The sequence below is a fragment of the Micrococcus sp. 116 genome (assembly GCF_902506395.1).
Classification (GTDB): domain Bacteria; phylum Actinomycetota; class Actinomycetes; order Actinomycetales; family Micrococcaceae; genus Micrococcus; species Micrococcus luteus.
This window is the reverse complement of the sequence record NZ_LR732370.1, coordinates 495,380-521,227: the sequence shown is the minus strand read 5'-3', so window position 1 is coordinate 521,227 and position 25,848 is coordinate 495,380. Positions and strand designations below refer to the sequence as shown.

Here is a 25,848-nt window from a genome sequence, read left to right as displayed (position 1 = left end):
CCAGCCTACCGCGTGGGGTGGACGCCGGTCGTGTGCCAGCGGCGGATCGCCGCCGCGACGGCCTCGGGCTCCGTGACGTGCGGCCAGTGGCCCGTGCTGACATCGACGACGGTGGCGTGCTGCGTGACCGCGTCCAGGTCCCGTTGGTGGACGTCCCGGGTGCTGCGCACGTACAGCGTCGGGACGGTGATGCCGGCCCAGAGGGCACGGGTGTCCGCGGCGAGGACGGCGGCCCAGAGCTCGCGCATCGGATGGTCCGGCGTGGCGTCCAGGTCGGTCAGGATCCGCTCGCGCCACGGCTCCGGGACGAGGAGGTCCCGCGCGAGCGAGGCGCGGAGCACGCTCCGCCAGTCCGGGCGGGCGGCGAGGCGGGCCTTGGCCGCCCGGGCGGCCAGGGCGGTGTCCGTCACCGGGACGTTCGAGTCGATGACCACGAGGGCGCGGGGCCGCACCAGCCCGTCGGCGACGGCGCGCAGCGCGATGACCCCGCCCGTGCTGTGGCCGATCAGCAGCCCCGGCACGGGGCCGGCCTGCGCCGCCCAGGTGCGGGCGGCGTCGAGGACGGGGTCCGCATCGGTCGCCGGCCGTGCGGCCCGGGGGCGGCCCTGACCGCCGGCGTCCGTGCCCGGGTGGCCGGGCAGGGCGGGCGAGGCGGCGAGGTCGGCCACGGCGCCGAGGGCGTCAGCAAGGGGCTCGAAGTGGGCGGGCCGGCCACCGATGCCGTGGAGGAAGCGGATCACCGGGCCAGGCTAGTGCGACTGCTGCCCGTCGCCTCGAGGGGGACCGACAGGGGCAGTGTCCCCGCGAACGGGCCGGTCATGGCGAACAGATCGGCCCGGGCGTCGAGGGTGACGACGACGGTGGTGCCGTCGTCGGCCACGCGGGCGTTCATCCCGCCGAGCCCGGGCACGGCCTCCTGGGCACCGACGGCCGCGAGGTGTGCGCTGGCGGAGGCGGCGACGTCGTCGTCGGAGAGCACGACGCCCGGGTCCTCCCCCAGCCGGAAGCCGAGCTCCTCTGCCCCGGCGATGGCGGCCGAGTCCGCGAGCGACTGCAGGCGGCGGTGCTGCAACTGCACGGTGGTGACCGCGAGCATGACCAGCATGAGGGCCACGAGCACGGCGCACAGGCCGACGGTGAGGACGGTGGTCTGCCCGTCGTCGTGACCCAGGCGAGCGGTGAGGCGGCGGCGCATCAGAACCTCGGCACAGTCTGCCGGGCGTCGGAACCCACCGTCACGGGGGTCAGCGACCACGCTGCCGGCGTGAGAGGGACGGGCACCCCCACGTCCACCCGCACGGCGACGACCTCGCCCGGTTCGAGCGTGCCACAGCCGCCCTGATCGCAGCCGACGGTCAGGTCGTACTGGCCGGCGCCCACGCCGTAGTCGGCCAGCGTGAGCTCGACGGTGGCGTGGGCGGCGCCTGCGCTGGGGTGATCAGCCTCGGCGACCACGGCCTTGACGGCCTGGTCAGCGGCGGCGACCGAGGCGAACGCCGCGGCCTGGACCTGGGAGACGTAGATCATCAGGTACACCACGGGGATCAACAGGACGAGGGTGAGGCCCAGGAATTCGACCGTGGCCGCTCCCCGCTCGTCGCGGACGTCATTGACGGAACGCATGACCGCTCACCTCCACGGGGATCGGGCCCGGCAGGAACCCCAGGCCGGGCAGCGAGCTCGAGACCGTGACGCGCAGGACCGGGACCCCGTCCTGGCTGGTGAGCTCCGCGGCGACGTCGGCCCCGGACTGGCCGGGCACGCCGGCCGAGAGCAGCTCCCGAGCCCGCTGGACGCCGTCCTCGGGGCTCCGGTCCGCGAGCGCCCCGTACCGGGCGCCGGCGGAGGCGGCGTCGATCATCACGTTGCGCGTGTGGATCACGACGCCGGCCTGGAGCAGCGCCGCGAAGAGCAGGACGACCAGGGTCATCACCATGGTGGACTCGGCCACCGCGGCGCCCCGGTCGTCCCGCCAGCGGACACCCGTGTGGCCGCCACGGGGCGCCTGCGCGCCGTGGGCAGCACCCCGGGGCATGCTCAGCCGCCCTGGGACACCTGGGAGATGGCCTGGTTGAACAGTCCCTGGAGCGCCGGCAGGGCGAGGGCCAGCAGGCCGGCCACGAGCACGGCGGACATGAGGGTGATCATCACCCAGCCGGGGACGTCGCCGCGCTCGTCGCGGACGTCGTCGTGGATGAGGGCGCGCAGGGCGGCCAGGACGGTGATGGCGTGGTGGTGGAGCATGGTCCCCTCCTCGGGTGGCCGGCCGCCCGTGCGGCCGGAGTGGATGGTGATCGTGGGTGGATGGATGGACTATTCAGTTGTGGGTCTTCAGAACCCCAGGCGCATCAGGGAGATGCCGGGGAAGACGGCGAAGATCACCGTGAGCGGGAGGATGCCGAACACGAGGGGCACCATCATCTGTATCTCCTTCCGGCCGGCGGCCTCCATGAGCTCGCGGCGACCCATCTCACGCACGTCCTGGGCCTGCGCGCGCAGGACGTCGGCGAGGGGCGTGCCGCGGTCGAGCGCGATGAGCACGCCCCCGATGAACCGTTCGACGGGGGCCAGCTGCACGCGCCGTCCCATGGCCTTGAGCGCCGCGGACAGCGACGCCCCGGCACGCATGTCGGCGAGCGTGGTGCGGAACTCGCCGGCCAGCTCCCCGCGCGCCGTCCCCGCGATGCGTTCGAGCGCTCCGGCGGCGCTCTCCCCCGCGCCCACCGAGAGCGCGAACAGCTCGGCCACGGACGGGAACTCGGAGAGGATGGCCTCGCGCCGCCGTCGCACCCGCAGGGAGAGCAGCTGCTCCCGGAGCAGGAACCCGGCCATGCCGCCGGCGATCACGAGGGCGACCCCCGTGATCACCGGCACGCGGCCCGTGACGGTGAGGCTGAGCGCGAGGACGGCCGCCACGGCGGCCCCCGCGGCTCCGCTCAGGACCTGCTGGGCACGGAAGTCCGTCGACGTGACCGCGAGCCCCGCGGCGGCCAGCTTGCGGTCGAGCGCCACCCCGCCCGGGGAGATGCGCTGGACCCAGCCGACTCCGGCCTGCACCACGGGATCGAGGATGCGTCCCCACGCTCCCCAGGGTGAGGCGCCCGCACGTTCCTCCTCGAGGAGGCGGGAGGCCGGGATGTGGTGGCGCAGCTGCGGTTCGACCCGTTGCTCGAGGCTGGGGCGCCAGCCCACCGGCTGGGTGACCAGGATGAGGAGCAGTCCCGCCCCGAGGGTGAGGCCCAGGAGCGCGGCCCAGATCAGCGCGGACGTCATGCGAACACCCGCTTCTCCCGGGGCAGCGCGCCGATGCGGAGCATGACGCGGTAGCAGACGACGGAGGCCACCATGCCGGCGAGGAGCACGGCCCCGCCGGCGGCGGACCGATAGGCCGCGACCGCGGCGGGCTGGGTCCCCAGCAGCAGAAGCACGAGCCACGGGGCGCACACCGCCAACCGGGCCGCGTTCACGGTCCACGACTGCCGGGCCTCGAGCTCGGCGCGGATGCGGGCGTCCTGCCGGAGGAACTCGGAGAGGGTCTGCAGCAGACGGCCGATGTCGGCGCCCCCGACCTCGCGGGTCAGGCGCAGCGAGACCACCAGGCGGTCCGCGACGGGGTCGGCCATCCGGGCCTTGAGCCGGTCCAGTGCGTCCACGAAGCGGGCTCCGGCCCGGTAGTCCCGGGCGAACTGCTGGAACGGCTCGCGCAGCCCCTCCGGCCCGGTCTCCCCGAGCTGGATGAGCGCCTCCGGGAGAGTCAGGCCCGCGCGGATGGCCGACCGGGCGTGGTCGATCGCGTCCGGCCACAGCTCGCGCAGTGCCGTGGACCGCCGGCGGGCCTGCCAGGACAACAGCAGCCAGGGCACGGCCGCGCCGAAGACGGCGAAGCACGCGGCGATGGTCCACGTACTGGTCAGCGACAGGACGAGCAGCCCGACCACGAGACCGCCGACGGCCATGGCGGACACGACGCCGGCCGGGCTGAGACGCTGGATGCCGGACTGGGCGATCAGCACACGCAGGCGCGAGTCGGGGCGGGCGGCCCCGGGTTTCTCCGTGGGAGGGGACCAGAGGGACCACCACAGCAGGAACAGGCCGCAGCCGAGCGCGAGCCCCAGCAGCGCGGCCATCAGCGCAGCCCCACCAGCTCGTGGACGTCCACGCCGCGACGGGCGAGCGCCTCGAACTCCAGGTTCGCACCCTCGTTGAGGCGCAGGTCGCCCTCGGCGTCACGCTGGAAGAGCGCCGACGTCTCGATGACCCCGCCCTCCACCCGTGAGCCGACGGTGAGGATCTCCCGCACCCGCCGGCGGCCCTGACGGTCGCGCTCGCAGTGCACGACGACGTCGATGCACGTGGCGACCGTCGGGACGACGAAGTCCCGGGAGATGTTCTCCCCGGCCAGCAGCGGCAGCGTGCAGAGCTTCGTGAGCGCGTCCGCGGCCGAGTTCGCGTGGATCGTGCACATGCCGGCCAGGCCGGAGTTCAGCGCGACGAGCATGTCCAGTGCCTCGGCCTCGCGCACCTCGCCGACGATCAGGCGGTCCGGGCGCATCCGCAGCGCCTCCTTGACGAGGCGGCGCAGCGGGATCTCGCCGTGGCCCTCCAGGTTCGGCTGGCGGCACTGCAGCCCGACGACGTCGCGCACCGGGATCTGCAGCTCGAAGATCTCCTCCACGGTGATCACCCGCTCCCGCGGGCCGATGGCCGAGGCCAGGCAGTTGAGCAGGGTGGTCTTGCCCGCCTGGGTGGCCCCGCTGACGAGGATGTTCATGCCCACGTCCACGGCCGCGTCCAGGAAGCGGGCCGCCGTCGGAGTGAGGGAACCGCCCCGGACGAGGTCGTCCAGCCGGCGCGCCCGGGCGATGAACTTCCGGATGTTCACGGCCCAGTGCCGCCGCGTGATGTCGGGGATGGCCACGTGCAGGCGCGAACCGTCCGGCAGGGCCGCGTCGACGAACGGCATCGACAGGTCCAGCCGCCGGCCCGAGGACTTCAACATGACTTCGACGAGGTCCTGCACCTCCTCCTCGGTCAGGACGATGCCCGTCAGCTCGGAGCGGCCGGACCGCGCGCAGTAGACGGCGTCCGGCGCGTTCAGCCAGATCTCCTCCACGGACGGATCGTCCATGAGCCGCTGGAGTGGCCCGAGGCCCGCGATGCGGTCGAACAGGTCCTGCCGCGCCGCCACGGGATCCTCCAGGTCCGGCAGCGAGCTGACCATCGCGCGGGACTCGTAGTCCGCCGCCGCGTCCTGGATGAGCGTCAGGACCCGGGCGTGCTCACGCTGCGGGTCAATGCCCTGCCGCCGGACGATCTCCCGGATCTCGTCCTCGAGAATGCGCACCGCATCCATGTGTCCCTCCTGTGCCCGATTCGGCGCCATCCCCAGCGCCGCACACGTCTCGATCAGGAAGATACCCCGTTCCGTCGACGCGTGTGGTCCAGGACACCATGACTGTGGACAACGTGGTGGCGGTCCCGTTCGACGGGGAGTTGTCCACAGGCCGCCCGAACCGCCATCCGGCCGTGGCAGGGTCGTCCCCAGGCGGCCGGACGGGCCGGTCGCCGTTCTCGGGAGGGAGGGGCGGGGATGGCCTGGAGCGTGCGGATCCTGGGCGGGGCCGCTCCCGAGACGTGGCGGGTGGAGCACTTCCCCGCCGACGCGGGCGAGCAGGATCGGGCGGTGCGGGAACGTTTTCCCGCCCGGTCGCTGCGCCGGTGCGCTGCCGGGCCGCGCAGCGTGACGTACGCGGAACGGGTCGGGAGTGCACCGACCCGCGGGCCGGAGCTCGCGGTGGTCACCGAGCACGGACCCGACGCCGGCCGCCTCGTCCCTCTGGGGGAGGGCGGGTTGAGCGTGGGACGCGGCGAGGCGCGGCTGTTGCTGGACGATCCCTCTGCCCCGTCGCGGCCGATGCGTCTGCGGCTCGCGCCCACCGGGCTGCACGTCCACGACGGCCCTCGGGGCACCGGACGCCTGTGGGACGGCCGCAGCCCGCTCCCTGTGGGCCGGACCGCCCTGGGCCTGGTCCGCGGGCCCGGGTCCGCCCTGCCGCGGCCGATCACACCGGAGCCGCCCGCCATCGACCTCGGATCCCCACCGGCCCGGCAGTCCGTCGTGATCCCGCTGGTGGCCGCCCTGGGCCCGCTGGTGCTCGGGGTCGCCCTGGTCCTGATGATGGGCAACCCGATGTTCCTGCTGTTCGGCGTGCTGTCCGTGACGGTGGCGCTGGTCATGCTGGCGATGCAGCGCCGCACCCGGCTGCGGCATGCGCGGCTGCTCGCCGCCCGCGCGGACGCGGTCGTCCGCCGGCGGGCTCGGGCGGCACTGAGCCCCGGTGGGGTGGCCCGCGCCGTCCGCTCCGGCGCGACGGACCGCTTCGGACTGACGGCGGGGGCCGACGAGGCCGTGGCGGTCTCGTGGGGTTCCGGCATCGGGGCGCTGTCCCTGTCGCGGGACGACCCGGACGAGGCATGGGTGGAGGCCGTCACGTCGCGGCGCACCGTGATGACGACGTCACCGCCGGAGTCGCGCGTCGTCGTGGTCGGGCCGCCGCGCGATGTGGCCGGGGCCTGCCGGTGGGCGGTGTTCCAGCTCCTGCGGCACGCGGTGGCCGCCGACGGCGCGTTCGTGGTGGAGGCCGGTGGAGTCCGCCGCACCTGGCGGTCGGGCGGGTCCGGCCCGCGGCTGCTGGTGTCGGCTCCTGAGGACGCGGCACTGGATCCGGCGTGGCGAGCGTGGCGGGCCGCCATCGGCGACGACGCGGGGACGACGCCCACGGCCCGGACGGATCTGCCCTGGACGCGGTACGACTTCACCGGGCCGTCGCCTGCGCCGGGGGACGCCGTCGTCGACCTGCGCGGGCGCACCGTCGTGGTCCCGGCGGAACAACAGCGCTTCGAGGACGTGACCGCCGACGGCCTCGCCGACGGCACCCTGGTCGCCTGGCTGACCGAGCTGGCCGACGACGTCGTGAACCTCGGCCTGCTGCCCACCGACGACGGGGACGGCACGCTCACACCACCGGGGCAGGTGGGCGCCCGTGATGCCGTCGACGGGCTCACCGTGACCCTCGCCCGGGGCGGCGACGAGACGGGCGTCGTCGAGATGGACCTGGCCGCCGACGGTCCGCACCTGCTCATCGCGGGCACCACGGGATCCGGGAAGTCGGATCTCCTGCTGTCCCTCCTGCTGGGAGCCGCGGCGCACCACCCGCCGGCCGAGGTCGCGTTCCTGCTGCTGGACTTCAAGGGCGGCGCGTCGTTCGGCTCGCTGGGCGCGCTCCCCCACACGATGAGCCTGGAGACCAACCACGTGGGAACGGCCTCGTTGCGGGCGCTGAGCGCCATCCGGGCGGAGCTGCATCGCCGCGAGGCCCTCTTCGCGGAGGCCGGGGTCAGCGACTATCCCGGTTTCCGTCGCCGCCATCCGGACGCGGCGCTGCCTCGGCTCGTCGTGGCGATCGACGAACTGCGCGTGCTCGTGGACGACCACCCGGACGCGGCCGCCGTCCTGCAGCGTCTGGCCGCCACGGGCCGCTCCCTCGGCTTCCACCTCATCCTGGCCACGCAGCGGGCCACGGGTGCGGTGGGCTCGGACCTGCGCTCGAACCTGGGCAGCACGATCGCCCTGCGCACCGCGACGGAGCAGGAGTCGTGGGACCTGGTGGGCACGGCCGCCGCGGCCCGGCTCGACCCGCGTCGCCCCGGCTCCGCGATCCTCTCGACGGCGGGGCGCCCGACGGTCGCGTTCCGCGCGTCCCAGTGGACGGTCGACGGCGGCACGCCCGTGTGGCGACGGCTGGGCGAGGCCGCGGCCGCCCCGGCCGTCGCCCCCTGGGAGGCCGTCGTCTCGGTCCTGGTGGAGAAGTACGCGGCGGGTGACTGGCCGACACCCCCGCCCGTGGTCACCCCCGCCCTGCCGGAGCGCTGGGTGCCGGACCGCGCTCGCCGGGCGGAGGCCACGGCCCTGGCCCTGCTCGACGACGCGGCCCACGGCCGGCACCGTCCCTGGCGGTGGCCGACCGGCGCGGAGGGACGCACCGCATGGATCGTCGAGGCCGCGGGCGGTCGCGCGGAGACGCTGGCCGCCGTCGTCGAAGTGGCGCTGCGCAGCGGCCGGCCGGTGGCCGTGCTGGACGGCACCGGGGAGGCCGCGGCGGCCGCGCGGTCCGGGACGCCGGTGCTGACCCCGGACGTCGAGGGGGCCGGGGAGGCCGCCCTGGCCCGCCTGCGCGAGCTCGCGGCCGCCGGCGGCACGGCGGTGATCACGGGCTGGAACGCGTGGTCCGGCCTGCGCGTCGGGGACACCTACCGCACGGTCGAGGAGGACGTGCACGACTGGCTCGGCCGTCCGACCGCCGCCGGCCTGCGGTTGGCGGTGTTCGGCGGCCGAGAGCTGGCGACGGGCCGGCTGCTGCTGCACCTGCCCCACCGCTTCTTCGTGCCGGCCGGGACGAACGCCGAGCACCGGCTCATCTGGCCACGGCTGACCGAGGTCGAGCCCCTGCCGGGGCGGGCCGTGCACATCAGTCCCGCCGTCCCCGAACCCGGCATGCCCTGCCAGCTCGCGTCTCCCGCCCCGGCGTGACCGCACTGACGGCGATTCCCGTGTGACCGCAGCGGAACGGTGGACTCAGCTCCGACGTCCACCCGGCGAGACGTTCTCCCGTCCTCCGTCGAACGTGGATGCCGTGGTCGAGGTCGCCAGGAGCAGTCGGACAGGGCGCCCCTTCGTCGCCGTCCGTCCAAAGGGGACGCCGCATCGTCCGGCGAAGACGTCCCGAAGGTCGCAAGACGGATGAAGCGAGGAGGCTGCTGTCCGGTCCTGCCTCGAGTAGCCCCGTGACCGTTCGCACGAGTGCCTCGGCACTCATGCAGAAGATTCCTCGCCGCTCGCTCGCGCAGTCTCCGGTGGGCAGGAGCCTCCTTTCCGCATCCGCACCGACAGCATGCGTCCCCGAGTCTCGCCCCCACCCAGCAGAGCACGCCCGGGGAGGAGCGCTGCAACGAGAACCCAGGGCACCGGTCGGAGAAACACTGCGCTTGCCCTCCACGCAATGAGCGGCAACTCACCCGTGGCGACAGACGCGAGCCACCTCACTTCTTCGCCCCGATCACCCACCCGCACTCTGGGGCAGCCGCTCACCGCGGTCTACGCTCTGACCCATGGCGCAGATCGTCCTCTTCCACCACGCCCTCGGTCTCACAGACGGCGTGCGCGCGCTCGCCGAACAGATCGCCAGCGGCGGTCACACCGTCCACACCCCTGACCTCTACGACGGCCGCACGTTCGCCACCGTGGACGAGGGTGTCGCCCACGCCCAGCACCTCGGCTTCGAGGAGATCGGCCGACGCGGCATGCGGGCGTGTGCCGAGCACCAGGAGGCCTCCGTCGTCGCGGGCATCAGCATGGGCGTGATGCCCGCCTGGCGTGCCGCCCAGGTGGTCCCCGGCTTCCGCGCGTGCATCGCCATGGCCGGCGTCCTGGCCCTCGACGCCTACGCCCCGCTCTGGCAGCCCCACACCGCCCTGCAGATCCACCTCGGCACCCGCGACCCCTGGGCCCTCGAGGGCGACCTCGAGACCGCCCGCTCCTATGCGGCCACCGCCGAGCACCCGGACCGCCCCGCCGACCTCTTCGAGTACGACACGGACCGGCACCTGTTCATGGACTCCTCCACCGCGGACTTCGACGCGGACCTCACCGCCATGCTGATCCGACGCATCCACGAGCTCCTGGCCTGAGCCGCGGAGCGGGCCCGACTCAGGCGGAGCGCCGCCCGCGCGCCACCGTCGCCAGGGCGGCCAGCAGCACGAGCACGAAGCCCGCGGCCGCCGCGAACACGTAGCCCGCGGACGGGGCGATGCTGTCGATGAACACGCCGGCCAGCGGGGCGCCCATCGCGGCGCCCGCGGTCATGGCCGAGCCGTAGAAGCCCATCGCCTCGCCACGCCGCTCCTCCTCCACGAGATGCGACAGCCGCGACGAGGCCGAGGCCAGGGTCGGCGCCGTCAGCAGGCCGGAGGGGATCGAGGCCAGCGCGAGCGCCCACACGCCGTCCACGAGCGCGAGCGGCACCGTCGCCACGGCGAACAGCGCCATCAGCAGGTACGGGTGCACCTGGCGGCCCCACGCCCCGTAGAACAGCCCGCCCACGGCGGAGGCGCCGCACCAGAACGCATACACCAGACCCACCGACGCCGCGGCGCCCTGCGACTCCAGCTCGGCCACCATCGAGACCTCGGTGCCGACCATGACGATCCCGGCCGCCATCGACACCACGAGCACGCCGAGCACCTCCGACCCGACCCAGGAGAAGTGGCTCCGCCGCCACTGCCGCAGCCGCTCGGCCCGGGCCCGGCGCGGCGCCGTCGTCGGCCCGGAGCCGTCCGCGGCGATCACCGGCAGCGCCCCGCTGACGATCGGGATGGCCTCCGTGATGGCCGGCAGTGCGCCAGTGGCCAGGCTGGGGGCGGCCATCTCCACGTGCATGGGCGCGGCGGTCACCGCCTGGGCGATCGCCTCCTGACGGTCCTGCTCCTCGGTGTACGGGTCCTCGGTCGCCGGTCCGACGACGGCCAGCTGACTCGACCGTGTCGGCGGGTTGAACCACATCAGCAGGATGCCGCCCAGCGCGCTGGACAGGCCCACGATGGTCAGGCCGAGGGCGCTCGACCACGTGGCCGCGACGACGGCGCCCAGCGCCGGGCCCATCATGAAGATCGTCTCCGTGACGATGGAGTCCAGGGCGAAGGCCGTCTGCCGGTCCTTGCCGCGGGTGAGCACGCCGAGTCCCTGACGGACGACGGAGAAGATCGGCAGCGAGAACACGCCGCCCAGGAACACGGCCAGGAGCATCGGCCAGAACGGCAGCCACGGGACGATCGGCCAGATCACCGCCTCCGCGATCACGGAGGGCAGCAGTGCGCGGCGCAGCCCCTTCGCGTCCACCACGCGGCCCCGCCACGGCGAACCCACCGCGATGCCCAGCGTCATCGCCGCCGCGGCCAGGCCGGCCTGGCCGTAGCCCAGCCCCAGCGTGAGCGCCACGTGGAGGGTGAGGATCACCCCGGCCGCGGTGTGCGGGAAGCGGGCGATGAACCCCACCGCCAGCAGATGGCGGATCCGAGGGTCCTGCAACAGCCGTCCGTACGCTCCGAAGTCCACCGTCGAATCCTATGGGAGGCGTCAAGGCACGCCCCGGAGGCGCCGCCGAGACGGCCGCACGTCCAGCGGACTCAGCTGGTGCTGCGCCGGTCCTTGGCCCGGATCAGGTCGAGGGCGATGGCCGTGCCGAGCACGGCGCAGCGCACCACGGGCGGCATGCCGGGCTCCAGGCGCATCTCGTACCGCGAGCGCCCGGCCAGGGCGTTCATGACACCTCCGAACCGCGCGGTCACGCGGGCGATCGGCTGCTGGCCCACGGTCATGGCGTAGTCGTGGTCCCACAGGTCGCCGATCACCGCGAAGCACGTGCCGTCCACGACCTCGACGCTCACGGACGTCCGCAGGAACGCGAACTGGCGGGCGAGGTGGGCCAGGGGCAGCCCGTCGGCGTCCAGGATCGCGAAGCGGTCGCGGCCGAACGTGGCCGGGTCGGCGAGGCGGAAGAGCACGCGGCCGTCGTCACCGTCGACCACGTCGAAGCTGCGGTTCCCCATCAGCATTCGGCCCAGGCCCCCGCCCGTAGTGACCACCGAGACGACGGTGCGCCCGTCCGGGTCCGTCACCTGGATGTCGTTGGACAGGAAGCTCGTCACCTGCTGCAGGATGAGGACGTCCGTGTGGGCGAGGCGACCGGCGTCGAAGGCGGGGCTCATGGGACCAGTCTGCCGTGTCGGGCCCTGCGGAATATTCAGGACGGGGCGGCTCGTTGTGCGGTATAGTTCATTTTTGAAGGACACGGCGACGGCGCGGCCGGCACCGTGAGACCCTCCCCCGGGCACACTGAGGAGCACACCATGCAGTTCGGCGTCTTCACGATCGGTGACATCACCGCCGATCCGACGAACGGGACCGCCCCCACCGAGCATCAGCGGATCAAGGACACCGTCAAGATCGCCCGCCACGCCGAGCAGGCGGGCTTCGAGGTGTTCGCGACCGGTCAGCACCACAACCCGCCCTTCGTGGCCCCGGGCAACCCGCCCACGCTGCTGGCCTACCTGGCCGCGCAGACCGAGACCCTCCAGCTCTCCACGGCGACGACCCTGATCACCACCATGGACCCGGTGCGTCTGGCCGAGGACTACGCGTACCTGCAGCACCTCGCCGACGGTCGCGTGGACCTGACGATGGGCCGCGGCAACACCGGCCCCGTGTACCCGTGGTTCGGCAAGGACATCCGCCAGGGCATCCAGCTCGCCGTGGAGAACTACAACCTCCTCTATCGCCTGTGGCACGAGGAGACCGTGGACTGGAGCGGCAATCACCGCACCCCGCTGCAGGACTTCACCCTCACCCCGCAGCCCCTGGACGGCGTCGCCCCCTTCGTGTGGCACGGCTCCATCCGCTCCTCCGAGATCGCCGAGCAGGCCGCCTACTACGGCGACGGCTACTTCCACAACAACATCTTCTGGAACAAGGAGCACGTCATCCAGATGGTGCGCCTGTACCGCCAGCGCTACGAGTACTACGGCCACGGCAAGGCCCATCAGGCGTACGTGGCCCTGGGCGGCCAGGCCTACATGGCGAAGAAGTCGCAGGACGCCGTGGCGGAGTTCCGCCCCTACTTCGACAACGCGCCGGTCTACGGCCACGGCCCCTCCCTCGAGGACTTCTCGAGGATGACGCCCCTGACGGTCGGCTCGCCGCAGCAGGTCATCGAGCGCACGCTCACGTTCCGCGACTGGGTGGGCGACTACCAGCGCCAGATGTTCCTCATCGACCACGCCGGCCTGCCCACGGACACCGTCCTCCGGCAGATCGACCTCTTCGGCGAGGAGGTCCTGCCCGTGCTCCGCAAGGAGTTCGACGCTCTGAAGCCGGACGACGTCCCGGCGGCCCCGACCCACGAGTTCCTCGTGGCGCGCGCCCGCCGCGGCGAGGCCCCCGTGCCCGGCGGCAAGGAGGGATCGCCGGCCCAGCTCGACCGCGCTGCGGCCGCCGAGCAGCGCGCCGCCGCCGATGCCGCGAAGGGCGGTGCCGCGAAGTGACCACCCCCGGCGCCGTCGATGCCTCCGCCCCGTTCACGCCGCAGGCCCGGCACCTCGCCGTGGTCTCCGGCGGGTCCGGGGACCCGTCCCAGACCCGCATGCTCGCCGAACGCATGGCGGAATCCGCCTCGGCCGCGCTCTCCGAGCACGGCGTGGTCCCGCAGATCCACCTGATCACGCTGCGGGAGCTCGCCGTGGACATCGCGCAGGCCCTGGTGACCTTCGCCATCTCCCCGGCCCTGCGCGCCGCCCTGGACGAGGTCGCCCAGGCCGACGCCGTCATCGCGGTCTCGCCCACGTACAAGGCCTCCTACTCGGGCCTGTTCAAGTCCTTCTGGGACCTCGCGGAGCCCACGTCCGTCGTCGGGGTGCCCGTGCTCCTCGGCGCCACCGGCGGCACCGCCCGCCACTCGCTCATGATCGACACCGCCATGCGGCCGCTGTTCGCCTACCTCAAGGCCCGCATCGTGCCGACCGCGGTCTTCGCGGCCTCGGACGACTGGGGCGAGGCGGCCGGCGTGCAGGCCTCGATGCGGACCGACCCGCTGCAGTCCCGCATCCGGGCCGCCGGACGCGACCTGGCCGAGATCACCCTGAACCGCCCCCCGCGGGCACGCGCCGCCGCGCCCGCGGACCTCGACCTGGAGGTGACCCCCTTTGAGCAGCTCCTCAACCCCGGCCCCTGAGCCCGCCACGCAGGACGCGGCGCCGGCGGAGCCCGACGGCGGCTGGTTCGGCTCCGCCTCGGAGGCGCACCGCCCGGTGGACCCGCCCAAGCGCGCCTGGCGCGCGTACTTCGAGGCCACCCAGATGCTCACGGAGGTCCTGGAGCGCCGCCTGAAACAGGACTGCGGCATGTCGCTGGCCGACTACAACCTGCTGCTGCTCCTCTACGAGTCCCCCGAGGGCCGGCTCCGGCTGGGAGAGCTGGCGTCCCGGATGGTCTTCTCCCCGTCGCGCATCACCTACCAGGTGAAGACGCTCGTGGCCCGCGGCCTGATCGACCGCCGCCCGGTGGCCTGTGACCGGCGGGGCTTCGAGGCCGTCCTCACCGACGAGGGCCGGTCCGCCTTCCGGCGCGCCGCGATCGAGCACGCCCGGCAGGTGGACGAGCTCTTCCTCGGCGACCTGGCGCCGGGCGAGGCGGAGTCCCTCACCCGGATCTTCTCCCGCCTGGGACGGCGGCTCGAGGGGCTGTGCTGACCGCGTCCCCACCTGGCCGGGGCCGCCCCGGGACGTGACGAGGCCCGGTGATCCGTGCGGGATCACCGGGCCTCGTCGTGTCGTTCGGGGCGGAATCGATCAGCCGACCAGCTGACCGCCCAGGGTCACGGTGGCGTCCGTGGCGGCGCCGGCGGCGTCGACCACGGTGACCACCACGGAGCCGCCCGCGGGCACCTCGGCCGGCACGGGCAGCCAGGCGCGGTACTCGCCGGTGAGGTCCAGGCCGTCCTGGCCGAGGACCGTGCCGTCGGCGTCGTAGGCCGTGACGGTGACGGAGGCGAAGCCGCCCTGATCCGTCTGCGCGACCACCTGGGTGCCGTAGGCGACACCCTCGGCGGGCGCGGCCACGACGTCGGTCACGCCCGGCGCAGCGGCCTCGGCGACCGGGGCCTCAGCAGCGGGGGCCGCCTCGGCGGCCTCCTCCTCCGCGGCGGCCTCGGCGCGGGCCTTGAGCTCGGCCGCGATGGCCTCCTCCTCAGCCGGCGTGAACTCGGTCAGCTCGGACTCGTCCACGGCGGGCTCGCCGCCGGTGGGCAGGTCCTCGTCGGCCACGGGGCCCGCGACGTCGGCGATCGCCGGGGCGGTCTCGGCGGCCGGAGCGGTCTCCGCGGCCGCGGCGGTCTCGGCGGCGGGCGCCGCGGAGGCGTCCAGCGCGTCGAGGGACTCGACCGGGACCATGATCGAGGACATCGCCTGGGCGTCGCAGCCCACCACGTTGCCCTCGGCGTCGAAGGTCACCGGGGCGATGCCCGAGATGACCCCGACCACCCGCTGCTGGGCGTCATAGACGGCCCCGCCCGAGTCGCCGGCGTAGGTCGAGGCGGTGTCGAGGGCAACCTGATCCGCGTACGCGTCGTCGCAGACCGTGGCGGCCTCGAAGGTCTGCGTGTGGGACACGGTGTTCGGCGCGCCCAGCGGCACGGACGAGCCGTGGGTGTAGACGGTCTCGCCCACACCGATGGACGAGGCCGGCCGCGTGGACCAGTCGCCCACGACGTCGACGTCGTCGGCCAGGGCCACGCGGACCGCGTCCACGCCCGAATCGCCGGGCAGTGCCGAGACGGTGCCGATCGCGGTGCCGTCGACGTCGCGGACGGTCGAGCCGATCTGCCACTGGCCCGCACCACAGTGGGCCGCGGTGTAGGCGGTGGCGTCGTCGACGATGGTCAGGCTGCACGCCCCGGCCGGCGCGGTGATCGCCGAGCCCTGGGTGAGCGTGGTCTGCGCGAGGGCGGGGCCGGCACCGGCCACCACCACCGCGCCCAGCGCCGCGGTGGCGACGCCGGTCAAGGTTCTGGTTCTCATGGGTACTCCTCGGAGGATGGGAGGCATGGGGCCGGCGCGCGGCGCACGGCCTCCAGGATGGGGTGGGGCCACCACGGGCCCTCCCCTCCCCCTCAACGGTACCGGACAGGCCGGGCAACCGATCAGGGTCGGCGGACCGTGATCTCCACGGAGTCGGCCCGCTCGGCCAGCAGCGGCAGGTCTGCCAGGAGGGTCTTGAGCGTGGCCGTCATCAGGCGCACCCCGGCCGCGTCGGCGTCCCGGGTGGGCATCGCGACGATCTGCAGCTCGGGCCCGGCCCCGCCTCCGTTCATCACCGCGCCGGAACCCGTGTGTGTGGCCACCCCCGACCCGGGTGCGAGGCCCAGGTTCAACAGGTTCGGGACCAGGTCGGCGATCTCGGCGATCTCGTCCGCGATCTCCTGGTCCCGATAGGCGGGGGTCCACTCCCTCTGCTGGGCGAGCGACCACACGGCCGGGCGTCGCACCACGTACGTGTGCTCGGCGCCGGCGTCGATGACGACGAGCTCACAGCCCTCGTCCACGGCGGACAGGCAGGCACGCGGCAGCCACACGGCCACGGGTCGGGCGACCGGGTTCCACGCCGTCAGCGCGGGCACGTTCGTGAACACCGGCAGCGCCTGCCGGCCGTCCGGCGCGCGCATGGTCACGAGGGCCACGTCCGCGGCCTTGTCCCCGTGCGCCGCGACGTCGTGCTCGTGGCCGGTGTGGTCGGCGTGGTCGTGGACGTCGTCCTCGTCCCCGGCGAGGGTGGGCACGACGGCGGCGAACACGCGGATGCGCGCGAGCACCTCCGTCACCTCCCGCTCACCGGCGGAGCCGTCCGTCAGGGCCGCCATGACGGCGGTCCACTCGGCCGGGCTGGTGCCGTCGTCCTCGTCGAACACGTGCAACGGGTTCGCGGAGCCGTCCACGCCGGGGCCGGAGAGGTCGCGGCCCTGCCACGGGATGCCCGCGGTGTCCGCGGTGTTCTCGCCCGCGGTCTTCTCCCGCATGCGGTCGAGTGCGGCCCGGATGTGCCCCGGCAGCTCCCGGGCCGCCGGATGCGGCACCGCGACCGTCTCGTCGATCGGACCGAGCCCGTCGCCGCGGGCCAGGCCGCCGTCGTCGTGCGAGCCCGTCACGGGGCGACCGGGCCGGGCTGCTCGGAGCGCGCCTGCTCCACCGTGGCGCCGCCGGCGACGGCCAGCGCCTGCTCCAGGCTGAAGCGGCCGGCGTACAGCGCCTTGCCCATGATCGCGCCCTCGACGCCCTGGCCGGTCATGGCCGCGAGCGCGGCAACGTCCTCGAGGGAGGAGATGCCGCCCGAGGCGACGACCGGCTTCGCGGTCTTCGCGCAGACCTGGGCGAGCAGCTCCGTGTTCGGCCCCTTGAGCGTGCCGTCCTTCGTGACGTCGGTGACCACGTAGCGGGCGCAGCCGGCATCCTCGAGGCGGGCGAGCACCTCCCAGAGGTCGCCGCCCTCCTTGGTCCAGCCGCGGGCGGCGAGCGTGGTGCCGCGCACGTCGAGGCCCACGGCCACCCGGTCGCCGAAGCGCTCGATGACGCGCGCGGTCCAGTCCGGGTCCTCGAGGGCGGCGGTGCCCAGGTTCACGCGCGCCGCACCCATCTCGAGGGCGTTCTCGAGCGAGGCGTCGTCGCGGATGCCGCCGGACAGCTCGATCTTCACGCCGATCTCCTCCACCACACGGCGCATGACCTCGCGGTTGTCACCGCGACCGAAGGCCGCGTCCAGGTCCACGAGGTGGATCCACTCCGCGCCGGCGCGCTGCCAGTCCAGGGCGGCGGTGACCGGGTCGCCGTACGAGGTGGCGCTGCCGGCCTCGCCCTGGACGAGGCGGACGGCCTGGCCGTCCTGGACGTCGACGGCGGGCAGCAGCTCGAGGGCGGGGGCGTTCGGGGTCATGGGGTTCCTCTCGGGTGGGGCGGCCGGCGCGGTCAGGCGCCGACGGTCAGGAAGGAGGCGGCGATGGCCATGCCGGCCAGCACGAGGACGATCACGATGGCCCACAGCGGCGCCTTCTGCGTGCGCATGGACCAGGCGGCGCCGAGCAGCAGCCCGCCGAGGGCGAGGTAGAGGACGGACCAGTAGGGCATCAGAGGGTCTCCAGCCAGTTGCGCAGCAGCTGCAGCCCGGCGTCCCCGGACTTCTCGGGGTGGAACTGCGTGGCCGACAGGGGGCCGTTCTCCACGGCGGCGATGAAGTCCGCGCCGTGGTGCGCCCAGGTGACCTGGGGCGGACGCATGGCGGAGATCGTCTGGTCGAACTCCCATTCGAGCACGCCGTAGGAGTGGACGAAGTAGAACCGCTCGTCCTCGATGCCCGCGAAGAGGGCGCTGCCCTCGGGCGGCCGGACGGTGTTCCAGCCCATGTGGGGCAGGACCTCGGCGGGCAGCTCGGCGACGACACCCGGCCACTCCCCCATGCCTGCGGTGCGCTCGCCGTGCTCGACGCCGGCGTCGAAGAGGATCTGGTGGCCCACGCAGATGCCGAGGACGGGTCGGCCCCCGGCCACGCGGCGGCCGATCCAGCGGGTGCCGCCGACCTCGGTCAGTGCCCGCATCACGGACGCGTACGCCCCGACGCCGGGCACGAGCAGCCCGTCGGCCTCCTGCACGGCCTGCGGATCGCGCGTGAGCTCGACCTCCGCGCCGGCCCGCTCCACGGCACGCAGCGCCGAGTGCACGTTGCCCGAGCCGTAGTCCAGGACGGCGACGCGCGGCCGCACGCCGGGGACGGTGGTGGGGCGGGCCATCAGAGGGCGCCCTTGGTGGAGGGCACGCCGGTCATGCGGGGGTCGTCCTCGACGGCGGCGCGCAGGGCGCGGGCGAAGGCCTTGAACTGCGCCTCGACGATGTGGTGCGGATCCCGGCCTCGCACGACGTCCATGTGGAGGCAGATCGCCGCGTGGTACGTGATCGACTCGAACACATGGCGGGTCATGGAACCGGTGAAGTGCCCGCCGATGAGGTGGTACTGCTGGCCCTCGGGCTCGCCCTCGTGCACGAGGTACGGCCGGCCGGAGACGTCGACGACGGCGCGCGCCAGCGCCTCGTCCAGCGGCACGGACGCCTCGCCGAAGCGGCGGATGCCGGACTTGTCCCCGAGCGCGGTCTTGAGCACCTCGCCCAGGGTGATGGCGACGTCCTCGACCGTGTGGTGCACGTCGATGTGCGTGTCCCCGGTGGCACGGACCGTCAGGTCGATCTGGGAGTGCCGGGACAGCGCGGTGAGCATGTGGTCGTAGAACGGCACGGTGGTGGAGATCTCAGCGCGGCCGGTGCCGTCCAGATCCATCTCGACGTACACGTCCGACTCGCTCGTGGTGCGCGTCATGCGCGCACGGCGTCCGGAGATCAACTCGGCTGCCACGGGTCCTCCTCGGGCTGGGTCCGCACCGGTCCGGGACGGGTGCGGGGGGATGCGGGTGCGCGCGGCCGGTGCCGGCGGGCCGGGGCGCCGCGCGCGCTGTCCCTATCCTAGGGAGCCGGGCGGACGCCGAGACTCCGGTGACGCCTCAGGACCGGTCCCCGGTCTCGCCGAGGACCTCCGCGAGAGCGGTGAGGAACGCCGTCGTCTCCGCCTCGGTGCCGGCGGTGACGCGCAGGTGGTGCGGGATGCCGACGTCCCGCACGAGGACGCCGCGGTCGAGCAGGCGGCGCCACACGTCGGACGCGTCCTCGAGGTGACCGAAGAAGACGAAGTTCGAGTCGGACACCGAGGGCCTCAGTCCCAGGCCGCGCAGGGTGGAGACGATGCGGTCGCGCTGGGCCTTGATGTCCTCCACGGTGCGCAGCAGCGCGTCCACGTGATCGAGGGCGGCCTCCGCCGTGGCCTGCGTGACCGCGGAGAGGTGGTACGGCAGGCGCACCAGGCGCAGGGCGTCGGCGACGGCGGGGTCCGCGGCCAGGTAGCCCAGGCGCGCGCCGGCCAGGGCGAACGCCTTGGACATGGTGCGCGTGACGATCAGCCGCTCACGGCCGGGCAGGAGGGTGAGGGCGGAGCGGGTGCCGGCGAGGGCGAACTCCGCGTAGGCCTCGTCCACGACGACCATGGCGCCGGGCCCGCCGGCGGCCTCGTTCTGCGCCTGCGCGGCGTACACGGCCTCGATGGTCGCCAGGTCCAGGGCGGTGCCCGTCGGGTTGTTGGGCGAGGCCAGGAAGACGACGTGCGGACGGTGCTCCCGCACCATGGCCGCCGCGTGCTCGGCGCTGAGGGTGTGGTCTTCGGCACGGCCGCCGTCCACGAACACGGTGTCCGTGCCGCCGGCCAGCAGCGGGTACATGGAGTACGAGGGCAGGAAGCTCAGCAGTGTCCGCCCGGGGCCGCCGAAGGCCTGGAGGATCTGCTGCAGGATCTCGTTGGAGCCGTTGCCGGCCCACACGTGGTCCGCCGTGAGGCCGTGGCCGAGGTAGCCGGCGAGCGCACGTCGCAGCCCCGTGAACTCGCGGTCCGGGTAGCGGTTCAGCCCCCCGGCGACGGCCGCGACCCGCTCGGCGATGGCGGCGGCGACCTCCTCCGGCACCGGATGCGTGTTCTCGTTGGTGTTGAGCATGTACGGCACGTCCAGCTGGGGGGCGCCGTAGGGGCTCAGGCCGCGGAGGTTCTCACGCAGGGGCAGAGAGCTGAGGTCGGTCATGGCCGCCAGTCTAGGAAGCGTGGAGGGCGAGGCCCGCCGTGCGTCACCGCGTGGCCGGGACGAACAGCTCCTCGCCCGGCGCGGGGGCCCGGCCCTCGAGCCCGTTGAGCTCGTCGATCGTGGCGATCACCTCGTAGACGTCCGCCTCCGGAGCCACCGTGGTGGCGATGGTCCACAGGCTGTCCCCGGGCATGACCGTGACGGACTGGGTGGCGGGCCCCGCGGTGTCCGCGGACACCGCGGCGGGCGACAGCAGCACACCCAGGAAGAAGGCGGCCGCCAGCGTGGCGGCCACGGCCGCGGCGATCACGGGGATCCCCCGCAGCACGAGGCGGCCGCGGCGGGTCAGACGGATGGTGGCCGGACGCGGCCGCGCCGTCGCGGGCGAGCCGGCGAACTGGGCGGTGGTGAGCGTCATGGTGTCCTCCTCCGGGGCGGATGCCCTCCAGGTGATCGAACATGTGTTCGAATCCGTTCGAATGCCTTTCTAGCACAGGTGTTCGAGACATGCCACGACGAGATCGAACATATCTTTGAAGGAGAGGCGGCTCTCCTCTAGGCTCGAGGCCATGCACGGACGCCCCGGAACGCCCCGGGACCGCCAAGACACAGGCAACCAGCGGGGGCGGACACGGTAAGCGTCCGGACGGCAGCCGGACGCCGGAACACGAGTCCGGCCACCATCACCCCGGGAGAACGGACGGCAGCCATGAGCACCACCGACGATCAGCCGGCGGCGCGCGCGCCGCTCACCGACCGCCAGCGGCGGATCGTGCAGACCATCCGGGACGCGATCGCCGACCACGGCTACCCGCCCTCCATGCGCGAGATCGGCGACGCCGCGGGCCTGGCCTCGCTCTCCTCCGTCACGCACCAGCTGGGCCGTCTCGAGCGGCACGGCTACATCCGGCGCGACCCCGGACGCCCGCGTGCCCTCGAGGTGCTGCTCGACGTGGACGGCACCCCGCTGGGCGAGGCCGCCTCCCCCACCGCTGCGCCGTCGTCGCGGGTCTCCGCGATCCCCGCGTGGCACACCGGCGCAGACGAGGCGGACAGCGTGCCGGTCCCCTGGGTCGGCCGCATCGCGGCGGGCGGCCCGGTCCTGGCTGAGCAGCAGGTCGAGGACGTCATGGCGATCCCGCGACGCCTCACGGGCGAGGGCGAGCTGTTCATGCTGCGCGTCACGGGCGACTCGATGGTGGACGCCGCGATCTGCGACGGCGACTGGGTGGTGGTGCGCCGGCAGGACACGGCGGAGAATGGCGACATCGTCGCGGCCCTCCTCGACGACGAGGCCACCGTGAAGACCTTCCGCCGCCGCGACGGGCACACCTGGCTCCTCCCCCAGAACACGGCCTACGAGCCCATCCTCGGCGATCACGCCACCGTGATGGGGCGGGTCGTCACGGTCCTGCGTTCGCTCTGACCCGCTCCCTCCGGCCGGGCCGACGGCCCGAGGCCGAGCGAGGTCAATCGCCCGAGGCGAGCCGTGCCAGCACCCCGCGGACGACGTCGCGGTCCGTGGTGCGCCAGAAGTCCGGCAGGGCGCTCGTGATGTAGCCGCCGTACCGCTCGGTGGCCAGGCGGGGGTCCAGCACGGCCACCACGCCGCGGTCCGTCACGGAGCGCACGAGGCGCCCGGCGCCCTGGGCCATGCGCACGGCCGCATGCGTGGCGGAGATCCGCATGAACCCGTTGCCGCCGTGCCGGGCGACGTCCCGGGTGCGGGCCTGGGAGAGCGGGTCGTCCGGCCGCGGGAACGGGATGCGGTCGATCACCACGAGCCGCAGCGAGTTCCCCGGCACGTCCACGCCCTGCCACAGGCTCATGGTCCCGAACAGGGACGTGTCCGGCTCCTCGGAGAACTGGCGCACGAGGGCGGAGAGGGTCGCGTCCCCCTGGCACAGGATCGTGGTCTTCGGCCCGAGCCGACGGCGCATCTCGGCGGCGGCGTCCTCGGCCGCCCGGCGCGAGGAGAACAGGCCGAGGGCCCCGCCCCGCGACGCCCTCAGGAGCGCCTCGAGCTCATCCAGGGACTCGGGCGAGGCCGTCCGGCCGGGCCGGGGCAGGTGCCGGGCCACGTAGAGCACCCCCTGACGCGGGTAGTCGAAGGGGCTGCCGACGTCGAGGGCCTCGAACTTCGGGGCGTCCGGGCCGGCCAGGCCCACGTCGCCGGCCACCGAGTCGAACCGGCGCTCCCCCGAGCCCACGGTGAGCGTGGCGGAGGTGAGCACCGTCGTCGCCTTGCCGAACAGGCCCTCCCGCAGCTTGCCGGCCACCGAGAGCGGGGCCACGTAGAGCTGGGGCGGGTCGGTCTCGTCCCCCGGCTGCCAGCCCACGCCGGGCTCGAAGTGGCCGGGGCGGGTGGCCCACAGCACCTCGGGGAAGTCGGCCTCGGGCCGGGCCGCGAGCATGCGCTCCACCACCTCGAGGACCTCGAGGATCCGCGAGCGCGCCATCTGCCGTCCGCCGTCGGCGTCGGCCTCCTTGTCCTTGTCCTGGCCGAGGTCGGACAGGCACTGACGCGCGGCGGTGAGGACGCCGGTGAGGGCCTGCTCCTGCACCTCGTCCGGGCCCGCGGCGATCAGGCCGGACGGGGTGTCCGTGAACGCGCGGTCCAGGGCCGCCCCGGCCTCGATCAGGTCCTCCACGGCCACCGTGGTGTGGCGGCGCAGCGAGGTGGCCGCGCCGTGCACGATCGACCCGGACAGCTGCCCGGTGACCGCACCGGTCACCCGGTCCTGCAGCTCGTGGGCCTCGTCCACGACGACGGCCGAGTACGCCGGCAGCACCGCGAGCCCCTCGAAGGCGCTGATGGCGAGCATCGCGTGGTTGGTGACCACGACGTCCGCGTCCGCCGCGTCCGCGCGGGCCCGCTCGGAGAAGCACTCCTCGGCCTGGGGGCAGCGGGACGCGCCGAGGCAGTCGACCGCGGTGACGGAGACCTGCCGCCACGCGCGGTCGGTGACGGGGACCTCGAGGTCGTCGCGGTCCCCGGTCTCGGTCTGGTCCGCCCACGCCCGCAGGTACATGACCTCCTTGCCCAACAGGGAGGAGGGCCCGGCGGCGCCGTCCGTGGCGGAGCCGATCACCCCGCCGTCGTCGGCGACCGTGAAGAGGGCCTCCTCGCCCTCATCCCCGGGGTAGCCGCCGTCCACCTTGTGGCGACAGAGGTAGTTGGAGCGGCCCTTGACCAGGGCGACGACGGGCTCGCGAGGCAGCTCGTCCTTGAGCGCCTCGACCAGCCGGGGGGCGTCCCGCTTCATGATCTGGGCCTGCAGGGCGAGCGTGGCCGTGGCGACGACGACGGGGTCCTCCTGCGTCATCGCGTGCTGGAGCGCGGGGATGAGGTAGGCGAGGGACTTGCCGGTGCCGGTGCCGGCCTGCACGAGCAGGTGGCGGCGCGACTCGAGGGCGCGCGCCACCTGCAGCACCATCTCCCGCTGGCCCGCGCGGTGCTGGCCGCCGGTGGCCTGCACCGCGGCGTCCAGCAGGCGCAGTGCCTCGCGCTCGTGCTCCGTGCGGGGCTGCGCGCCGCCTGCCCCGACTTCCTCCGCCCCGCCGCTCACAACGCGTCCGCCTCCACGACGAACTCGGCGAAGTCCGGCGCGATGTCCTCACGGACCAGCACGGACAGGCGGGTGCCGCCCTCCTCGTACCCCTCGGCCAGGATCTCCGCGTCCGCCGAGTGGAGGCGGGAGACCAGCTCACCCCGGGTGAACGGGATCAGCAGTTCGAGCCGCACGTCCGGCCGCGGGATGGTGGCCGCGATGGCGCGCTCGAGCTCGTCGATGCCCTCGCCGGTGCGCGCCGAGACCACCACGGCGTGGGGCTCCTTGGCCCGGATCCGGGCGATGACGGCCGGGTCCGCGGCGTCCGCCTTGTTCAGCACGATGATCTCGGGGATCCGGTGCGCGTGCACCTCCGCGAACACGGAGCGCACCGCGGCGATCTGGCCCTCGGGGTCCGGGTGCGAGCCGTCCACGACGTGCAGGATGACGTCCGCGTCCGCGACCTCCTCGAGGGTGGAGCGGAACGCCTCGACCAGCTGCGTGGGCAGGTTCCGCACGAAGCCGACCGTGTCCGAGAGGGTGTAGCCGATGCCGTCCGGCGTCATGGCCTTGCGCACGGTGGGGTCCAGCGTGGCGAACAGGGCGTTCTCCACGAGCACCCCGGCGTGGGTGAGGCGGTTGAGCAGGGAGGACTTCCCGGCGTTGGTGTACCCGGCGATCGCCACGGACGGCACCCGGTTGCGACGACGGTTGGCGCGCTTGGCCTCGCGGGCCGGCTTCATCCCGGCGATGTCCCGACGCAGCTTCGCCATGCGGGTGCGGATGCGGCGGCGGTCCAGCTCGATCTTGGTCTCACCGGGGCCACGGGAGCCGATGCCCTCGCCGGCGGCGGCACGGCCGCCGGCCTGCCGGGACATGGACTCGCCCCAGCCGCGCAGGCGCGGCAGCAGGTACTCGAGCTGCGCGAGCTCGACCTGGGCGCGGCCCTCACGCGAACTCGCGTGCTGGGCGAAGATGTCCAGGATCAGCGCGGTCCGGTCGATCACCTTCACCCGCACCACATCCTCCAGCGCGCGACGCTGGGACGGGGTGAGCTCGGAGTCCACCACCACGGTGTCCGCACCGGAGAGCGCCACGATCTCGGCGAGCTCCTGCGCCTTGCCCTTGCCGAGGAACGTGGCCGGGTCCGGGGTGGCGCGGCGCTGGATGACGCCGTCGAGCACCTCCGAGCCCGCGGTCTCGGCGAGCGCGGCCAGCTCCCGCAGGGAGTTCTCCGCGTCCTCCGCGGACCCCTCGGTCCAGACGCCCGCCAGCACCACGCGCTCCAGGCGCAGCTGACGGTACTCGACCTCGGTCATGTCTTCGAGCTCGGTGGACAGGCCCTGCACGCGCTTGAGGGAGTGGCGCGCGGCGAGCTCGTCCTGGTCACCGTCGGCGTCCGTGTGCCCGTCCTCGCCCTCGTCCAGGGCGAGTGCACGGCCCGCGAGCGCGCCGGAGCGGTCCGGGGTGCCGGCGTCGGGGGCGTCCTCGTGGTCCGCGACCACACTGTCCGCGGAGCCGCGCCCGGTCGCCTCGCGCTCGGAGGCGCGGCGAGCGTCATCGGCGCCCAGGATGCGGTCGATCACGGCCTGGATCTCGTCCTCGGAGCCGTGGGCGCCCTGGGGGCCGGGGGTGTGCTGGTTCTTCTCAGTCATGGTCTCCTCTGGGCCGCCGCGGTCGGGCGACCCGATCGTCTCAGGGTAGAGGGGTCGGCGGACGCGTTAGGCGGCTGTCCGCAGGGGGCGGACGTGGCGGGTGACGCGCACGGCCGGTTAGGCGGAGGTCGGCGCCGCGCTGCGACGATCTCGCGGCGGCTCCGTTCGCGGGAGGAAGGTGAGCACGCGGCACCGCAGCCACGAGGTCTCGTCGGCGGGCGTGCAGGGGCGGACCACATCGTCCATGGTGGGATCTCCATCAGGTGCCGGGGCGCGCTCGACGGCCTCATCCGAGGCGGGCGCGCGAGGGGGCGGGGG

Annotated in this window: 26 protein-coding genes; 6 read left to right on the top strand and 20 right to left on the bottom strand. The window is 73.9% G+C overall.

Annotation, left to right across the window (positions count from 1 at the left end; genetic code table 11):
- Nucleotides 1-5: 5 nt before the first annotated feature.
- The 8 genes from CITRIK5_RS02460 to CITRIK5_RS02425 form a co-directional block, all read right to left on the bottom strand.
- On the bottom strand, nt 6-740 hold the full coding sequence (locus CITRIK5_RS02460; RefSeq protein ID WP_049147203.1) for an alpha/beta fold hydrolase: 735 nt from the start codon (nt 738-740) through the stop codon (nt 6-8).
- Nucleotides 737-1,195: a Tad domain-containing protein gene (locus CITRIK5_RS02455; protein ID WP_036381775.1), complete on the bottom strand. Its 459-nt coding sequence runs from the start codon at nt 1,193-1,195 to the stop codon at nt 737-739. The genes CITRIK5_RS02460 and CITRIK5_RS02455 overlap by 4 nt, the downstream gene beginning before the upstream one ends.
- Nucleotides 1,195-1,623, bottom strand: coding sequence for a hypothetical protein (locus CITRIK5_RS02450; protein ID WP_036313982.1), 429 nt, complete (start codon nt 1,621-1,623; stop codon nt 1,195-1,197). The genes CITRIK5_RS02455 and CITRIK5_RS02450 overlap by 1 nt, the downstream gene beginning before the upstream one ends.
- The gene (locus CITRIK5_RS02445; RefSeq protein WP_036381779.1) at nt 1,607-2,035 is read right to left on the bottom strand and encodes a TadE/TadG family type IV pilus assembly protein; all 429 of its coding nucleotides are present in this window, start codon (nt 2,033-2,035) and stop codon (nt 1,607-1,609) included. Before CITRIK5_RS02445 ends, CITRIK5_RS02450 begins: the two co-directional genes overlap by 17 nt.
- Nucleotides 2,036-2,037: 2 nt before the next feature.
- On the bottom strand, nt 2,038-2,244 hold the full coding sequence (locus CITRIK5_RS02440; protein ID WP_010079078.1) for a hypothetical protein: 207 nt from the start codon (nt 2,242-2,244) through the stop codon (nt 2,038-2,040).
- A gap of 87 nt (nt 2,245-2,331) precedes the next feature.
- A complete protein-coding gene (locus CITRIK5_RS02435) occupies nt 2,332-3,273 on the bottom strand; it encodes a type II secretion system F family protein (protein WP_041104286.1) in 942 nt (313 codons plus the stop codon).
- A complete protein-coding gene (locus tag CITRIK5_RS02430; protein WP_010079080.1) occupies nt 3,270-4,127 on the bottom strand; it encodes a type II secretion system F family protein in 858 nt (285 codons plus the stop codon). The genes CITRIK5_RS02435 and CITRIK5_RS02430 overlap by 4 nt, the downstream gene beginning before the upstream one ends.
- The gene (locus CITRIK5_RS02425; protein WP_041104284.1) at nt 4,127-5,353 is read right to left on the bottom strand and encodes a CpaF family protein; all 1,227 of its coding nucleotides are present in this window, start codon (nt 5,351-5,353) and stop codon (nt 4,127-4,129) included. Before CITRIK5_RS02425 ends, CITRIK5_RS02430 begins: the two co-directional genes overlap by 1 nt.
- Nucleotides 5,354-5,590: 237 nt before the next feature.
- Between CITRIK5_RS02425 and CITRIK5_RS02420 the strand changes: the two genes are divergently transcribed.
- Both CITRIK5_RS02420 and CITRIK5_RS02415 read left to right on the top strand, forming a co-directional pair.
- On the top strand, nt 5,591-8,590 hold the full coding sequence (locus CITRIK5_RS02420; protein WP_119217429.1) for an FtsK/SpoIIIE domain-containing protein: 3,000 nt from the start codon (nt 5,591-5,593) through the stop codon (nt 8,588-8,590).
- A 578-nt stretch (nt 8,591-9,168) separates the two neighbouring features.
- The gene (locus tag CITRIK5_RS02415; RefSeq protein WP_123244100.1) at nt 9,169-9,747 is read left to right on the top strand and encodes a dienelactone hydrolase family protein; all 579 of its coding nucleotides are present in this window, start codon (nt 9,169-9,171) and stop codon (nt 9,745-9,747) included.
- 19 nt (nt 9,748-9,766) lie between these two features.
- Here the strand turns inward: CITRIK5_RS02415 and CITRIK5_RS02410 are convergent, their stop codons facing one another.
- Both CITRIK5_RS02410 and CITRIK5_RS02405 read right to left on the bottom strand, forming a co-directional pair.
- Nucleotides 9,767-11,170: an MFS transporter gene (locus CITRIK5_RS02410; RefSeq protein ID WP_123244099.1), complete on the bottom strand. Its 1,404-nt coding sequence runs from the start codon at nt 11,168-11,170 to the stop codon at nt 9,767-9,769.
- 71 nt (nt 11,171-11,241) lie between these two features.
- Entirely contained in the window at nt 11,242-11,823 is a 582-nt protein-coding gene (locus tag CITRIK5_RS02405) for an LURP-one-related/scramblase family protein (protein WP_123244098.1), read from the bottom strand.
- 141 nt (nt 11,824-11,964) lie between these two features.
- On the opposite strand from CITRIK5_RS02405, the gene CITRIK5_RS02400 reads away from it, so the two are divergent.
- The 3 genes from CITRIK5_RS02400 to CITRIK5_RS02390 are packed head-to-tail and all read left to right on the top strand — an operon-like array spanning nt 11,965 to nt 14,358.
- Nucleotides 11,965-13,155 carry an LLM class flavin-dependent oxidoreductase gene (locus tag CITRIK5_RS02400; RefSeq protein ID WP_123244097.1) on the top strand — a complete coding sequence of 397 codons (1,191 nt, stop codon included), beginning with the start codon at nt 11,965-11,967 and terminating at the stop codon, nt 13,153-13,155.
- Nucleotides 13,152-13,841, top strand: a complete 690-nt coding sequence (locus CITRIK5_RS02395; RefSeq protein ID WP_123244096.1) for an FMN reductase — start codon at nt 13,152-13,154, stop codon at nt 13,839-13,841. The genes CITRIK5_RS02400 and CITRIK5_RS02395 overlap by 4 nt, the downstream gene beginning before the upstream one ends.
- Nucleotides 13,813-14,358, top strand: coding sequence for a MarR family winged helix-turn-helix transcriptional regulator (locus CITRIK5_RS02390; RefSeq protein WP_227717910.1), 546 nt, complete (start codon nt 13,813-13,815; stop codon nt 14,356-14,358). The genes CITRIK5_RS02395 and CITRIK5_RS02390 overlap by 29 nt, the downstream gene beginning before the upstream one ends.
- Nucleotides 14,359-14,457: 99 nt before the next feature.
- Here the strand turns inward: CITRIK5_RS02390 and CITRIK5_RS02385 are convergent, their stop codons facing one another.
- The 8 genes from CITRIK5_RS02385 to CITRIK5_RS02350 form a co-directional block, all read right to left on the bottom strand.
- The gene (locus tag CITRIK5_RS02385) at nt 14,458-15,684 is read right to left on the bottom strand and encodes a trypsin-like serine protease (RefSeq protein WP_223247523.1); all 1,227 of its coding nucleotides are present in this window, start codon (nt 15,682-15,684) and stop codon (nt 14,458-14,460) included.
- A 122-nt stretch (nt 15,685-15,806) separates the two neighbouring features.
- A complete protein-coding gene (locus tag CITRIK5_RS02380; RefSeq protein ID WP_060973580.1) occupies nt 15,807-16,808 on the bottom strand; it encodes an SseB family protein in 1,002 nt (333 codons plus the stop codon).
- On the bottom strand, nt 16,805-17,590 hold the full coding sequence (gene priA / locus CITRIK5_RS02375; RefSeq protein ID WP_020628149.1) for a bifunctional 1-(5-phosphoribosyl)-5-((5-phosphoribosylamino)methylideneamino)imidazole-4-carboxamide isomerase/phosphoribosylanthranilate isomerase PriA: 786 nt from the start codon (nt 17,588-17,590) through the stop codon (nt 16,805-16,807). The genes CITRIK5_RS02380 and priA overlap by 4 nt, the downstream gene beginning before the upstream one ends.
- A 32-nt stretch (nt 17,591-17,622) precedes the next feature.
- Nucleotides 17,623-17,781 carry a hypothetical protein gene (locus tag CITRIK5_RS02370; protein WP_004167696.1) on the bottom strand — a complete coding sequence of 53 codons (159 nt, stop codon included), beginning with the start codon at nt 17,779-17,781 and terminating at the stop codon, nt 17,623-17,625.
- On the bottom strand, nt 17,781-18,440 hold the full coding sequence (gene hisH, locus CITRIK5_RS02365) for an imidazole glycerol phosphate synthase subunit HisH (RefSeq protein WP_004167703.1): 660 nt from the start codon (nt 18,438-18,440) through the stop codon (nt 17,781-17,783). The genes CITRIK5_RS02370 and hisH overlap by 1 nt, the downstream gene beginning before the upstream one ends.
- Nucleotides 18,440-19,021, bottom strand: coding sequence for an imidazoleglycerol-phosphate dehydratase HisB (gene hisB, locus CITRIK5_RS02360; protein WP_152743305.1), 582 nt, complete (start codon nt 19,019-19,021; stop codon nt 18,440-18,442). The genes hisH and hisB overlap by 1 nt, the downstream gene beginning before the upstream one ends.
- A 181-nt stretch (nt 19,022-19,202) precedes the next feature.
- Nucleotides 19,203-20,324 carry a histidinol-phosphate transaminase gene (locus CITRIK5_RS02355; RefSeq protein ID WP_060973582.1) on the bottom strand — a complete coding sequence of 374 codons (1,122 nt, stop codon included), beginning with the start codon at nt 20,322-20,324 and terminating at the stop codon, nt 19,203-19,205.
- A gap of 43 nt (nt 20,325-20,367) precedes the next feature.
- Nucleotides 20,368-20,742 (bottom strand): LysM peptidoglycan-binding domain-containing protein, encoded by a 375-nt coding sequence (locus tag CITRIK5_RS02350; protein WP_020628151.1) that lies wholly within the window; start codon nt 20,740-20,742, stop codon nt 20,368-20,370.
- Nucleotides 20,743-21,033: 291 nt separating this feature from the next.
- Here CITRIK5_RS02350 and lexA point away from each other — a divergent pair, with 291 nt between their 5' ends.
- Nucleotides 21,034-21,750: a transcriptional repressor LexA gene (lexA, locus tag CITRIK5_RS02345; protein ID WP_020628152.1), complete on the top strand. Its 717-nt coding sequence runs from the start codon at nt 21,034-21,036 to the stop codon at nt 21,748-21,750.
- A 43-nt stretch (nt 21,751-21,793) separates the two neighbouring features.
- On the opposite strand, the gene CITRIK5_RS02340 is transcribed toward lexA, so the two are convergent.
- Nucleotides 21,794-23,893, bottom strand: a complete 2,100-nt coding sequence (locus tag CITRIK5_RS02340; protein ID WP_060973583.1) for an ATP-dependent DNA helicase — start codon at nt 23,891-23,893, stop codon at nt 21,794-21,796.
- On the bottom strand, nt 23,890-25,530 hold the full coding sequence (gene hflX / locus CITRIK5_RS02335) for a GTPase HflX (RefSeq protein ID WP_060973584.1): 1,641 nt from the start codon (nt 25,528-25,530) through the stop codon (nt 23,890-23,892). The genes CITRIK5_RS02340 and hflX overlap by 4 nt, the downstream gene beginning before the upstream one ends.
- Nucleotides 25,531-25,848: the final 318 nt, after the last annotated feature.